This is a genomic window from Pseudomonas sp. GW823-FHT04A03, assembly GCF_058796615.1.
The window spans coordinates 503893-517100 of sequence record NZ_JBXAIV010000001.1; the positions used below are offsets into that span (position 1 = coordinate 503893).

14 protein-coding genes are annotated in these 13208 nt (G+C 60.0%); 4 read left to right on the top strand and 10 right to left on the bottom strand.

Annotation, left to right across the window (positions count from 1 at the left end; all coding sequences use genetic code 11):
• Positions 1 to 21 precede the first annotated feature (21 nt).
• The 6 genes from fapC to AC1Q9F_RS02185 form a co-directional block, all read right to left on the bottom strand.
• Positions 22 to 1041 (bottom strand): amyloid-like fimbrin subunit FapC, encoded by a 1020-nt coding sequence (gene fapC, locus AC1Q9F_RS02160; protein WP_207982628.1) that lies wholly within the window; start codon positions 1039 to 1041, stop codon positions 22 to 24.
• A gap of 68 nt (positions 1042 to 1109) precedes the next feature.
• A complete protein-coding gene (gene fapB / locus AC1Q9F_RS02165) occupies positions 1110 to 1682 on the bottom strand; it encodes a fibril amyloid subunit FapB (RefSeq protein ID WP_492619126.1) in 573 nt (190 codons plus the stop codon).
• Positions 1683 to 2132, bottom strand: coding sequence for a functional amyloid chaperone FapA (fapA, locus tag AC1Q9F_RS02170; RefSeq protein ID WP_179695100.1), 450 nt, complete (start codon positions 2130 to 2132; stop codon positions 1683 to 1685).
• 356 nt (positions 2133 to 2488) lie between these two features.
• On the bottom strand, positions 2489 to 3013 hold the full coding sequence (locus AC1Q9F_RS02175) for an AAA family ATPase (protein ID WP_207982630.1): 525 nt from the start codon (positions 3011 to 3013) through the stop codon (positions 2489 to 2491).
• Positions 3010 to 3573, bottom strand: a complete 564-nt coding sequence (gene pnuC / locus AC1Q9F_RS02180) for a nicotinamide riboside transporter PnuC (protein ID WP_492619125.1) — start codon at positions 3571 to 3573, stop codon at positions 3010 to 3012. The genes AC1Q9F_RS02175 and pnuC overlap by 4 nt, the downstream gene beginning before the upstream one ends.
• A gap of 82 nt (positions 3574 to 3655) precedes the next feature.
• A complete protein-coding gene (locus AC1Q9F_RS02185; protein WP_492619124.1) occupies positions 3656 to 5290 on the bottom strand; it encodes a methyl-accepting chemotaxis protein in 1635 nt (544 codons plus the stop codon).
• A gap of 304 nt (positions 5291 to 5594) precedes the next feature.
• On the opposite strand from AC1Q9F_RS02185, the gene AC1Q9F_RS02190 reads away from it, so the two are divergent.
• Positions 5595 to 6425 carry an undecaprenyl-diphosphate phosphatase gene (locus AC1Q9F_RS02190; RefSeq protein WP_179695096.1) on the top strand — a complete coding sequence of 277 codons (831 nt, stop codon included), beginning with the start codon at positions 5595 to 5597 and terminating at the stop codon, positions 6423 to 6425.
• A complete protein-coding gene (locus tag AC1Q9F_RS02195) occupies positions 6422 to 6850 on the top strand; it encodes a DUF1294 domain-containing protein (protein ID WP_492619123.1) in 429 nt (142 codons plus the stop codon). The genes AC1Q9F_RS02190 and AC1Q9F_RS02195 overlap by 4 nt, the downstream gene beginning before the upstream one ends.
• Here the strand turns inward: AC1Q9F_RS02195 and AC1Q9F_RS02200 are convergent.
• Both AC1Q9F_RS02200 and AC1Q9F_RS02205 read right to left on the bottom strand, forming a co-directional pair.
• Positions 6847 to 7206: an MmcQ/YjbR family DNA-binding protein gene (locus tag AC1Q9F_RS02200; protein ID WP_127798052.1), complete on the bottom strand. Its 360-nt coding sequence runs from the start codon at positions 7204 to 7206 to the stop codon at positions 6847 to 6849. The two genes, AC1Q9F_RS02195 and AC1Q9F_RS02200, sit on opposite strands and share 4 nt — an antisense overlap.
• Positions 7203 to 8111: a LysR substrate-binding domain-containing protein gene (locus AC1Q9F_RS02205; protein WP_207982634.1), complete on the bottom strand. Its 909-nt coding sequence runs from the start codon at positions 8109 to 8111 to the stop codon at positions 7203 to 7205. Before AC1Q9F_RS02205 ends, AC1Q9F_RS02200 begins: the two co-directional genes overlap by 4 nt.
• Positions 8112 to 8238: 127 nt before the next feature.
• On the opposite strand from AC1Q9F_RS02205, the gene AC1Q9F_RS02210 reads away from it, so the two are divergent.
• Both AC1Q9F_RS02210 and AC1Q9F_RS02215 read left to right on the top strand, forming a co-directional pair.
• Positions 8239 to 8850: an FMN-dependent NADH-azoreductase gene (locus AC1Q9F_RS02210; RefSeq protein WP_085745771.1), complete on the top strand. Its 612-nt coding sequence runs from the start codon at positions 8239 to 8241 to the stop codon at positions 8848 to 8850.
• Between the two features lie 235 nt (positions 8851 to 9085).
• Entirely contained in the window at positions 9086 to 10123 is a 1038-nt protein-coding gene (locus AC1Q9F_RS02215; protein WP_007957461.1) for an alpha/beta hydrolase family protein, read from the top strand.
• Positions 10124 to 10127: 4 nt separating this feature from the next.
• Here the strand turns inward: AC1Q9F_RS02215 and AC1Q9F_RS02220 are convergent, their stop codons facing one another.
• Both AC1Q9F_RS02220 and AC1Q9F_RS02225 read right to left on the bottom strand, forming a co-directional pair.
• Entirely contained in the window at positions 10128 to 11315 is a 1188-nt protein-coding gene (locus AC1Q9F_RS02220) for an MFS transporter (protein ID WP_492619122.1), read from the bottom strand.
• A 143-nt stretch (positions 11316 to 11458) separates the two neighbouring features.
• Positions 11459 to 13045, bottom strand: coding sequence for an ABC-F family ATPase (locus AC1Q9F_RS02225; RefSeq protein ID WP_115077870.1), 1587 nt, complete (start codon positions 13043 to 13045; stop codon positions 11459 to 11461).
• Positions 13046 to 13208 lie beyond the last annotated feature (163 nt).

Consider the following 13208-nt stretch of genomic DNA (forward strand, 5'->3'; position numbering starts at 1 on the left):
GGGCTTTCGTTTCGATCGCGATTACATGCAGGCTTTGCAACCTGCGGCGATGGACAGCGAGTTGCTTTGTTGGTTGCCAACACCAGCAGCGTTGTTGTAACCAGCGTTACCCGAGAAGTTGTTACCAACGTTGGAGATAGAAGCGTTGTTGGTCACAGGGTTTTTCCAGCCATCAGGAGTCATCACTTGTTGAGTGGTCACACCTGCCAGGCCGAAGACGCCCACAGCTTCGAAGGTGGCTTTTTGATCTTTGCCGCCGCCGTTTCCGCCGTGGCCACGATCGTTGTTGCCATAACCGCCACCGCCGTGACCGTGATCGTCATCTTTGATGGTAGCTTCACCCACGGCGCCGAACACGCCGACGGCGGCAACAGTGCCAGTGAGGGTGTCTTTTTTCCAGGTTTGAGTGCCGTTGTTGGCGACAGTCAGGCCAGTGGAGCTTTGGTTCGCAGCAGCAGCGGCGTTAGCTACACGACCACCCGATACAGCAATTGCCAGGTTGTTTTTCTGTTGGTTGAAGTTACCGGCACTGTTGTTCACGCCAATGTTGCCGGAACCGCCGTTACCCACGTTGTTGAGGTTGGCGTTGTTGGTGGTGGAGTAGTTCGCAACAGCGTTGTTGTTGTTGACCTGAGTAGCGCTGGACACAGACACCGCAGAGCCGAAGATGAAGCTTTCGTCGGCAGTTGCCAGAGCAGCAGCGTTGTCTTGCTGGTTGCCATCGCCGGCGGTGTTGTTCATGCCAACGTTGCCGTTGGTGCCGTTGGCCGAGTCGCGAACCGAGGCATCATTTTTGGTGCCTTGGTTGCCAACCAGGTTGCCATCGCTGTTTTGAGTGTCGAGCACTGCTGCGCCGGCGCCAGCGCCGATTTGCAGCAGTTGTTCCAGGGTTGGGCCTTTTGGTTCATGGTTGCCATGACCATTGCCGTGCCCGTTACCATGACCGTGATTGTCATCATCACGACCGCCTGCCTGTGCTGCGATTGCCATCACTGCTGCGAGTGCGAAAACCAGTGGTTTGAGGGCCATTGTAGGTTTCATGGTGTTTCTCCGTGCTTATTAGTTGGTTAAGTGTTGGTACTTTCTAATTGCACTGCTTTTTGTTTGGGTCAGTCTGCGACCCGGATGCTCAGGGTGTTAGCCATTCGGTTCCCCACCCCGGCACTCTGGTTCACCTGGATTACCCCTCGGCTGCCGGTGAAGGCCTGGTCACTTGTCGTGACCTGGCGACTGCCGGGTGAGGTACCAGTTGCTCCTGAGCTCGGTAACAACGCCACGTTCTGTTGGGAAAGGGCGCTATCGTCAACGCTCTGCGGGGCAGCACTGATGCTGACGCGCGTAACGTTGGCCATCTGGTTATTGGCCCCGGCGCCCTGGTTCACGCCCAGGATCCCGTTGCCATTGGTGAAAGAGTTGCCGCCAATGGTGGCGCTGGCATTGCCAGTGCGGTCGGCAGGCGTGTTGATGTGCTGGATGACGCTGGTGGTCGCGCTGGCATTGGTGCCAATGGCGATCGCTTTGGTGTTGGTCTGTTGCATCTGGTCGCCGGCCGCCTGGTTGACGTTGTAGTTGCCGCGATACTGGATGCCGGTTTCCTGAATGCTTGCGTTGTTCACAGAGCTTGGGTCGGCCATGACGCTGGTGCAGCCGAGGAGGGCGAGCAGGAGCAGAGAGCGATTCATTTATTGGCCTCCAGCCATGCGGGTCAGAGGAGCAAGGCCGGAGCTCATGGCTCGGTTGACGGTATTGGAGATCGAGCCGCCGGCACCGCCGCCGTGACCGCCTCCCATGCCAGGCAGACCATTCGGGTTGGTCACGGTGTTCATGCCGGGAATGTTTGAGGTCGGGGTGGTGATGCTGCCGCGAATCGAGGAGCCGCTGGCTACACTGGCAAATTCACCGTCGTTGAGTTCGGTGCTGGTCATCGCTTGATCGATTCGGCCCGAAGGGTTGGCATTGACGGTGGTCGGATAGGGGTCTTTGCCGCCGCTGCGGCCGATCGGGATCGGCTGGACGTCACGATTGAGCACGATCACGCCATTGCCTTCGGCCTGAACGTTGAAACTGAGAAACGGGCTGGCGGCTGATCCGATCAGCAGAAGGCAGGTAAAGGCTTTATTGATATTCCCCACGGCGGCAATTCCTTCTTCAGTGGGCTGGGCCTGGTCAGCGTTGTGAAGGAGAGAGCGAAAGCTGTGCCGCTTTTTAAATATCGTTGTATTTCAGCGAGTTGAACTGGATTAGCGCAGAGCTGATACAAATACTGTTTCAACGTTGAAACAAGCCAGGGGCTTCCCAGCCCCCCAAAGCCATTGCAAAGCTCTGGAACAAGGGTTTGCGCGCAGGTGTTTCAACTTCGTAACAAGTCGCGTGACAAAGAGATGAAGGGGCCTGAGACGGGCACTTTGCACTCGCGGGAGTGTTTCAGGAATGGACACTTTGGCCCCAAAACAGGGGGATCTGCGGGTCAAGCGCCCCGAAAGCCGGGTCAGTCCGCAAGCAGCGCTCGAACCGCTTCGAAGGCTTGATGCTGGCGTTCGGCCCAGTTGCCCTGAATGATCTGCAAGGGTTGATGATGGGTTTGCAGCCAGGTCCGAGTGGCCTGATAGAACGCGAGTCGTTGATTCAAGTCGGGCTGGCAGCGCTGACCATCGTCCGTCCATTCGATCTGCTCGGGGGAGAGCAGCAGGTGCAGGTCGTAATGACGCGCCAGCAGCTCGGTTTCCAGCCAGGCCGGGCAGTCGCCGAACAAGGTCTGGCTCCACAGGATGTTGCTCAACAGATGCGTATCGAGTATCAGCAATCGCGGTTGCTGCGCGCGTGCTTCATCTTCCCATCGCAACTGGCCGCGAGCGATCTCGGGAATATCGGCCAGGCACGTATCCCGCGGGTTCTGCTCAATGAACCAACGCACATACTCGTCGACCCGCAGACCGCCGAACCGTTGTTGAATTCCGGCTGCCAGCCAGCTCTTGCCCGTGGACTCGGGACCGGTCAGAACGATTACTTTCATCGTTGCAACGCCGGATCGGCACGCCATTCGCGCCACCCTTGCACCGCGATCAGGGTGAACAAGGCATACAGCGCCGCCGTCAGGTACAGCCCTTTATAGAGGAACAGCCCGACGAAGATCACATCCAGCACGAACCACAGCGCCCAGCATTGCAGGCGTTTGTGGGCCATCCAGAATTGCGCGACCAGGCTGAAACCGGTCAGCGCCGCGTCGAGCCACGGTTGTGCCGCGTCGGTCCAATGGGCCATCGCAGCGCCCAGCAGCAGACTGCCCACCGCGCCGATGGCCAAGCCCTGCGCAATCGAGCGATTGTCTAGCCGGGTGACCTCGCGCCCGTCATGCATCGTCCCGGCCCGCGTCCATTGCCACCAGCCATAGACTTGCAGCCCGGCATAAACCACCTGCAGCAGCATGTCCGAATACAGCTTCACTTCGAAGAAGACCCAGGTGTAGAGCGACACCATGACCAGCCCGATCGGCCAACACCACGGATTCTGTTTGACCGTGAGCCACACGGCGATCACACCGAGAGCGGCGGCAAACAGTTCAAGCCCGGACATGCAGGATCCTTGGGGGGAATAGAAGAGGGAGCGGATTGTACCGAAAAACAGGTGGGAAACGCGTTCCCACCTGCAAGGGCTATCAGACGCGGAACTGACGCAGCAAACCGTTCAACTGCTCGCTGAGCTCGCCCAGGTGCACACTGGCCAGGCTCGACTGTTCGGCCGCCAGCGCGGTGCTGTGGGACAAACCCGCCGCCTGGGTGACGTTCTGATTGATGTCTTCGACCACGTGCGCCTGTTGCAGCGTTGCGCTGGCAATCGAGGCGTTCAGGCCATTGAGGTTGCGCAGTGCCTGGCCGATGGCGTTCAGGCTCGCGCTGGCCAGACCGGCCTGCTCGATGGTCAGTTGCGAGGCCTTGCTGCTGTCGCCGATCACTTTCACGGCGGCTTCGGAATGATTTTGCAGGCGCTCGATCATCGTCTGGATTTCCGCCGTGGACTTCTGCGTGCGCTGTGCCAGCAAACGCACTTCGTCAGCTACTACGGCAAAACCGCGACCCTGTTCACCGGCGCGGGCTGCTTCAATCGCGGCGTTGAGGGCGAGCAGGTTGGTCTGCTCGGCAATCGAGCGAATCACCTCCAGCACACTGCCGATCTGCGTGCTTTCGGTCGCCAGAGTGCGGATGACTTCGACGGCCTGATCGATGGTGCCGGACAGCTTGTCGATCTGTTGCAGGCTGCTGTCGATATTCACCTGGCCTTGCTGGGCCTGGGCCTCGGCGTCACGCATTTCGCTGGCGGCATGTTCGGCGTTCTTCGCCACGTCCTGCACGCCGTAGGTCACTTCGTTGACTGCAGTGGCCACCAGTTCCATCTGCTGCGACTGCTGCTGGCTGCGTTGCTGGGCCTGCGCCGCATCATTGCCCAGTTCGCTGGACGACTGGCCCAAGGCACTGGCGGACACCTGCAAGTCAGCGATCACCCGGCGCAGCTTGGTGGTGAAGGCATTGAAGTGATGGGCCAACTGGGTGACTTCATCCTGGCCATGCGTGTCGAGGCTGCGGGTCAGATCGCTCTCGCCGCTGGCGATGTTGGCCATGGCGTTCACGGTCTCCTGCAACGGACGGACGATGCTGCGGGCAATCAGGATCACCAGCAGGGCCATGATCACCGCGATGACCAGCCCGACCACCGACGCCTTGATCACCTGACCCTGAAACTCGGCCTGCACATCGTCGACGTACACGCCCGAACCAATCACCCAGCCCCACGGCTCGAACAGTTTCACATAGGAAGTCTTGGCCACCGGTTCACTGGCGCCGGGCTTGGGCCAGCGATAATCCACCATGCCGGCGCCCTTGGCCTTGGCGATGGCGACCATTTCGTTGAACACCGCAAAGCCGTCCGGGTCGCGGATCGCCGAAAGGTTCTGGCCTTCAAGCTTCGGATTGGTCGGGTGCATGACCATCACGGGCGTGAGGTCGTTGATCCAGAAGTAATCATTCTGGTCATAACGCAGGCCACGAATCGCGGTCAGCGCCTGTTTCTGCGCCACATCGCGGGTCAGGGTTCCTGCTGCTTCGAGGCCTTGGTAGTAGGTCAGCAAACCGCTGGCGGTCTGCACGACATGCTGGGTTTTCTGGGCCTTGGCGTGGTAAAGGTCATCGTGGATCTGCTTGAGCATCAACACGCCCAATGTCAGCAGCATGACTACCGCCACAATCAAGATGAGCCACAAGCGTCGGCTGATCGACACACTGCGCAAGCTGTTCATAACGCTGTCACTCCGGATTCTTTTTCTTGTAATAAACCACCGCCAGCATCCAACCACGTTTCAGTGATCGGGCATACGCGACCCAAGTCGTAGAACGCGGCAGCGCTATTACGGCTTGTCTGTTAAGATTTCGGCTCCGCGCGTGAAAACCTGAATCCGAATTGATTTTTCACGGAATTTTGACTGTTTCGTGTGGATCCTGCGCGTGCGGAATCGGTACAGCTACAACTAGCTACGCTGAACGAAGTGAACGTAAAAAAATACTATCGGAGCATGCCACTGAGCATCGCTCTCTGGGGGATTGATGGATCTTTGGACGGCCTTGCAGGCACTAATTCTTGGAGTTGTAGAGGGGCTGACGGAGTTTTTGCCCATTTCCAGTACCGGACACCAGATCATTGTTGCCGACTTGCTCGATTTCGGAGGCGAGCGGGCCATGGCGTTCAACATCATCATTCAGCTCGGCGCGATTCTCGCGGTGGTCTGGGAGTTTCGGCGCAAGATTCTCGACGTGGTCATCGGCTTGCCGACCCAGCCGAGTGCGCGGCGCTTCACCGTCAACCTGCTGATCGCTTTCATGCCCGCCGTGGTGTTGGGCGTGATCTTCGCCGACCTGATCCACCATTACCTGTTCAACCCGATCACAGTTGCCGCTGCGCTGGTGGTAGGCGGCATCGTGATGTTGTGGGCCGAGCAGCGTCAGCATGAAGTTCACGCCGAAACGGTCGACGAGATTCGCTGGACGGATGCACTGAAGATCGGCTTCGCCCAGTGCCTGGCGATGATCCCCGGCACCTCGCGTTCCGGCTCGACCATCATCGGTGGCCTGTTGTTCGGCCTGTCGCGCAAGACGGCCACCGAGTTTTCGTTCTTCCTGGCGATGCCGACCATGGTCGGTGCGGCGGTGTATTCGGGCTACAAGTATCGCGACCTTTTCGTTCCGGCAGACTTCCCGGTGTTCGCCATTGGTTTTGTCACGGCCTTCATCTTCGCCATGATCGCGGTGCGCGGCCTGCTCAAGTTCATCGGCAGCCACAGCTACGCGGCGTTCGCCTGGTATCGGATCATCTTCGGTCTGGTGATTCTGGCGACCTGGCAGTTCGGCTGGGTCGACTGGACAGCAGCCAAGGCATGAGTGATTCCCGCGCACGCCGCCCGGATCGCGGTTCTTCCGGTGGCAATATCCAGCATCTGAAATTGAAGCTGGTGGTGCTGCTGATCGTCTGCGCGTTGCCGTTGTCCGGCTCGCTGTCGATGTGGCTGCGCGGGATTTCTTTGGTACCGCTGACCGCTTACGGGCTGGTCAGCGTGCTGGCGTTTTTCCTGTACTGGGCCGACAAGCGCAAGGCGCGCGCTGATGCCTGGCGCACTCCGGAAAACATCCTGCACGCAGTGGAACTGGCGGGTGGCTGGCCGGGCGCATTGATCGCCCAGCAGGTCTTCCGGCACAAGACGCGCAAGGTGTCGTTTCAGGTGTTGTTCTGGATGATCGTGGCGTTGCACCAGGTGTTCTGGATCGACCAGTTGTTCCTCGGTTCGAACCTGCTGGCGCTGTTCTAGAGCAACAGCCCGACCTGCACGCGCTTGGGCAACTTGCTCACCACCAGTTGATGGGAGCGCTGCAGCAATCCTTGCAACTCCTCGGCGCCCAGCGGGTAGGGCGGGTGCATGATGATCCATTGCGCCCGGGCCAGATACGGCGCCGGGTGAATGCCCGGACGGTCGCAATGACCGAGAAACAGATCCTTGTCGACCTTGAACGCCAGCGAATCGCCACGCAGCCCCTGCAAGGCGAACATCTTGTTGCCGGCGATCGAAAATACCCGCACGCCACCCCATTTGTAGTCTTCCCGGGCACCGGGCAGGGCCAGGCAGAACTCCGCGACATCCTGCTCGCTCATCTTTCCTTGTTTCATAACAGCCGTTCTCCACAGGCATTGAACGATTCGACCAGATGATCGATCCACGCGCGCACCGCCGGCATCACCCCGCGTCGATGCGGATACACCGCTTGCAGCCAGCCGCCGGGCAGTGACCAGCCCGGCAGCAATTGCACCAGCGTGCCGTTGTTCAACTCCGCTTCGCAATACATCATCGGCAACAGAGTGAAACCCTGGCCGGCCAGCACACACGCCTTGCGCACAATGAAATCGTCGATCCCCAGCCGGGCTTCCAGCGCCAGATCGCAACTCTTGCCGTGCTGATCGAGCAGGCGCACATGCACCATGCGATCGGCCTCCAGAGCGCCCAGCACCGGCAGGTTCTTCAAGTCCTGCGGATGGTTGATTTCCACGCCCTGTATAAAGGAAGGGCTCGCTACCACCACCATTTGCGCTTGCCGCAGTCGGCGGGTCACCAGCATCGGTTCTTCGTCGCCGTGCTCACGCACGCGCAGGGCGACGTCGATGCCTTCGGTAATCAGGTCGACCCGGCGATTGATCAGAGTGACTTCCAACTGCACCTGGGGGTATTTGCCAAGGAAATTGCTGATCACCACCGGCAGCATTTCATGGGCCAGTCCCGTGGGGCTTGAGACCCGCAGGCGTCCACGAGGTTCGCTGGACATGCTGGCGACCGTTTCATCGGCCATTTCCGCTTCCAGCAGCATGGCCTGACAGTGACGCAAATAGCGTTCGCCGACCGCCGTCAGCTTCAGTTGGCGAGTGGTGCGTTGCAGCAAACGTGCGCCCAGGCGTTCTTCCAGCTCGGCGATGCGCCGCGAGAGGCGTGACTTGGGAATGCCCAGCAAGCGGCCGGCGGCGGCGAATCCGCCGGCCTCGACCACTTTGGCGAAATAGTAGAGATCGTTGAGGTCTTGCATGGGGAAATCCGACTGTTCTATCAGTGGGACGAACTATCGCATTGTTGCCGTCTAATCAGCTATTGGTTTCGTCGGTAGGATTGTCTCCATTCCGTCGCCACCGGCGATTCATTCCAGGAGATTCCACATGAAACTGCTGCACATCGATTCGAGCATTCTGGGCGACAACTCCGCTTCCCGTCAGCTGAGCAGTCAAGTGACTCAAGCCTGGCAAGCCGCCGAGCCAAGCGCTGTCGTGACCTACCGCGACCTGGCCGCCGACGCCATCAGCCACTTCTCGTCGACCACTCTGGTTGCCGCCGGCACCACCGCTGAACTGCGCAACGCCGCACAACAGCACGAAGCCGAACTGAGCGCCACCACCCTGGCCGAATTCATCGCCGCCGACGCCATCGTCGTCGCTGCACCGATGTACAACTTCACCGTACCAACCCAGCTCAAAGCCTGGATCGACCGAATCGCCGTTGCCGGCCAGACTTTTCGTTACACCGAAGCCGGCCCTGAAGGCCTGTGCGGTGGCAAGAAAGTGGTGATCGTGTCCACCGCTGGCGGCATCCACGCCGGTCAGGCTTCGGGCGTGGCTCACGAAGACTACCTGAAACTGGTCTTCGGCTTCCTCGGCATCACCGACATCGAAGTCGTCCGTGCCGAAGGCCTGGCCTATGGCGAAGAAGTGCGCAATAACGCCATGAGCGCTGCCCAAGCGAAGATCAGCGAGCAACTGTTCGCCGCCGCGTAAGGCTTGCGTAAAGAACAGCTGCTGTTCAGGCAATCTCAAAAAAACTCTGTATTCTGGTTCTGCAAGGGCCAGATACGGAGTTTTTTGTTTCTGACTGTTACATAATCTGGCCCGGGTTATGCAGTCCGATGATCAACGTCTGAGTGCAACGCCGCGCCGGATCACCGAACCTCGGAATTTCGGGCGTCGAACACAACGGATCTTTCGATTGAGTAACAACAGGGTGGGGCATCCCATGATGCGTCTTTGTGCAGCGTTACTGATTTGCCTGCTCGGCAGCCTGAATTCAGTGCACGCTGCGCCCGGGCAACACCCGCGCTGGAGCGTCGGCTATCACGAGATGACGTTCCTTGACCCGCTCGACCTGCAACCGATGCGCGCCATCGCGTTCTACCCCTCCAGCGACCGCGAACACATGAGCCTGCTCGAAGGCTATTCGGTCGAGGCCGGCGAAGACACCAAAGTCGCCATCGGCCGCTTCCCGATGCTGATGCTGTCCCACGGCAACACCGGCACGCCACTGGCGCTGCATGACCTGGCCACGTCACTGGCACGCAAGGGTTTTGTGGTGGTGGCGGTGATTCACCCCGGCGACAACTCCAAGGATCACAGCCGCCTCGGCACACTGAGCAACCTTTATGGCCGGCCGATCCAGATTTCCGAAGCCATTACCGCCACGTTGGGCGACCGTATGCTCGCGCCTTATGTGAACGCTGAACAGGTTGGCGTGATCGGCTATTCGGCAGGGGGCGAGACCGCGTTGATTCTGTCCGGCGCACAGCCGGATCTGGATCGTCTGCGCCGTTACTGCCAGGAGCGCCCGGACGATCGCGACGCCTGCAATACCCAGGGAGAGTTGATTGTCGATCGCGACGATCTGCAACCGGTGGCCGATCCGCGCGTGCATGCGTTGCTGCTGATGGCGCCGTTGAGTCTTAAATTCGGCCGCCACACCCTGGCCGATGTGCATGTGCCGGTGCTGCTCTACAGCGGCGACGGCGACAAACTGGTGGCCTTCGACAAAAATGCTGCAGCCCTGGCGCGTAAACTGCCGACTGCGCCGGACTTCAAGTTGCTGGCCGGCGCAGGGCACTTCGTATTCATGGCACCGTGCACCGAAGAACAGATCCTCGCCATGCCTGCGCTGTGCACCGATGCCGATGGCGTGGATCGCGAAGACATCCACCGCAACCTGATATCCGAGGCCGGGCGGTTCTTCTCCCATGCCTTGGGCAGGCCGACCCGCGCGGGGATGCAGACGGCGGATCAGTGAGTGTTCACGCCATGGCCCGGCGCTTGAGCCACAACGTCAACGCCAGTCCGGTCACGGACAGCAGTGCTGCGATCAGGAAAATCCACGAATACCCCAGATTCAACGCCACCGCGCCCATCAACGGGCCGGCAATCGCCAGTGCCAGATCGAAAAACACCGCATAAGCACCCAGCCCGGCACCACGGCTGGAGTTGGGCACCTGCTTGATCGCTTCAACGCCGAGCGCCGGGTATACCAGCGACAGACCGAATCCGGCCAGACCAGCGCCGATCAAGGCGTACGCGGTCGAGGGTGCGAGCCACAGCAGCAACAGGCCGACGGTCTCGATGGCCATGCAGGCGATGGCGGACGCAAAACCGCCAAAACGTGCGATGGCTGAAATGAACAGCAGTCGCGACAGGATGAAGCACACACCGAACACCGTCAGGCAGTACGCCGCGCCGGTCCAGCCGCGATTGAGGTAATACAGGGTGATGAAGGTGGTCAGGGTGCCGTAACCGATCGAAGCCAGGCTCAGACTGGCGCCGAACGGTGCAATGCGTCCGAATACATTCCAGAACGGCAGGCGTTCGCCGCGCACCACCGGCACCGAAGGCTTGTTGCGGATCAGTAACAGGGCGCCAGCGGCCAATACCGAGAGCGCGATCCCGAGGCTGGTAAAGCCGTAGTCGGCCACCATCAGCACACCCAACGGCGCGCCGATGGCGATGGCGCCATAAGAGGCAATGCCGTTCCAGCCGATGGAGCGGGCGGTATGTTCCGCCCCTACCTGACCCATGCACCAACTGATGGTGCCGACGCCGATCAACCCTTGCGCGATACCGAGCAGCAAGCGCCCGGCGATCAGGATGATCAGGCTCGTCAGCGGGAAGTCCTGCAGCATCGTAGAGACAAGCGTCAACAAGCCGCTGAGTACGATCCCCGACAAGCCGTAAACAATCGCCCGTTTGGTCCCGACGGTATCCGACATGCGCCCGGCCATGGGCCGGCTGAGCAGGGTGGCCAGGTATTGCGAACCGATCACCAGCCCCGCGATCACGGCACTGAAACCCAGTTGTTCGTGCACGTAACCGGGCAGCACCGCAATCGGCAGGCCGATGCAGAGGAAGGCGACAAAGGTATAGAAAACGATGGAGACGATCTGCAGGGTGATCGCCATGGAGCTTTGCGGTGGCTGTTGCTGCGCAGACATGAGGACTCGTTCGCGGGGGCGGTGGGAGAGTCCGCATCATGGCGTGGCGCTGGAGTAAAAGGAAGCAGGCTAACGATCTTTTCCTCGACGAAAAAAAAGCCCTGTCACAAGGACAGGGCTTTCTGTTTACCGCTCGATTCGACTCAGAACACTACGCCTTGGCTGCGCAGGTAATCGTCGTAGGTGCCGCTGAAGTCGGTCACGCCGTTCGGGCTCAGCTCGATGATGCGGGTGGCCAGGGACGATACGAACTCACGGTCGTGGCTGACGAAGATCAGCGTGCCCGGGTAGTTTTCCAGCGCCAGGTTAAGCGCCTCGATCGACTCCATGTCCAGGTGGTTGGTCGGTTCGTCCATTACCAGAACGTTCGGCTTTTGCAGGATCAGCTTGCCGAACAGCATGCGACCCTGCTCACCACCGGAAATCACCTTCACCGACTTGAGGATCTCGTCGTTGGAGAACAGCATGCGACCGAGGGTGCCACGGATCACTTGCTCGCCCTGAGTCCACTGACCCATCCAGTCGAACAGGCTGACGTCGTCTTCGAAGTCGTGAGCGTGGTCCTGAGCGTAGTAGCCCAGCTCCGCGCTTTCAGTCCACTTCACCGTGCCTGCGTCCGGGGTCAGTTCGCCCATCAGCGTGCGCAGCAGGGTGGTCTTGCCGATACCGTTCGGGCCGATGATCGCTACGCGCTCGCCGGCTTCAACGGTGAAGCTGAAGTTCTTGAACAGGGTCTTGCCGTCGAAGCCCTTGGACATCTGCTCGATGGTCACGGCCTGGCGGTGCAGTTTCTTGGTCTGTTCGAAACGGATGAACGGGCTCACGCGGCTCGATGGCTTGACCTCGGCCAGCTGGATCTTGTCGATCTGCTTGGCGCGGGAAGTGGCCTGCTTGGCTTTCGAGGCGTTGGCCGAGAAGCGGCTGACGAACGTTTGCAGTTCGGCGATCTGGGCTTTCTTCTTGGCGTTGTCCGACAGCAGTTGCTCGCGGGACTGGGTCGCCGCGGTCATGTACTCGTCGTAGTTGCCCGGGAACAGACGCAGCTCGCCGTAGTCCAGGTCGGCCATGTGGGTGCAGACGCTGTTCAGGAAGTGACGGTCGTGGGAAATGATGATCATGGTGCTGTTACGCGCCGTCAAAATCGTTTCCAGCCAGCGGATGGTGTTGATGTCCAGGTGGTTGGTCGGTTCGTCGAGCAACAGCACTTCCGGATCGGAGAACAGTGCCTGAGCCAACAGAACACGCAGTTTCCAGCCCGGCGCGACTTCGGTCATCGGGCCGAAATGCTGTTCCAGCGGAATGCCCAGACCCAGCAGCAGTTCACCGGCGCGGGATTCGGCGGTGTAACCGTCCATCTCGGCGAACTCGGTTTCCAGCTCGGCCACGGCCATGCCGTCTTCTTCGCTCATTTCCGGCAGCGAGTAGATGCGATCGCGCTCGGCCTTGACCTTCCACAGCTCTTCGTGACCCATGATCACGGTGTCGATCACGGTGAATTCTTCGTAGGCGAACTGATCCTGGCGCAATTTACCCAGGCGTACGTTCGGCTCCAGCATGACCTGGCCACCGGACGGCTCGAGGTCGCCGCCGAGGATTTTCATGAAGGTCGACTTGCCGCAACCGTTGGCGCCGATCAGGCCGTAGCGGTTGCCGCCGTTGAATTTGACCGAAACGTTTTCAAACAGCGGCTTGGCGCCGAACTGCATGGTGATGTTAGCTGTAGAAATCAAAGGTTTTTCCTGCGAAGCGTGCTGAGTAGCGAGGGTGCAGCCGGAGCGCTTGGCCCGAGTCGAAGTGCGCTGAGGCGGGACAATCCCGTCATCAACCAAGGGGGGCGCGTAAAGTTTGGCGGCGATTGTACTGGTCTGGCTCTTTAAACGATAGGGCAGTGAC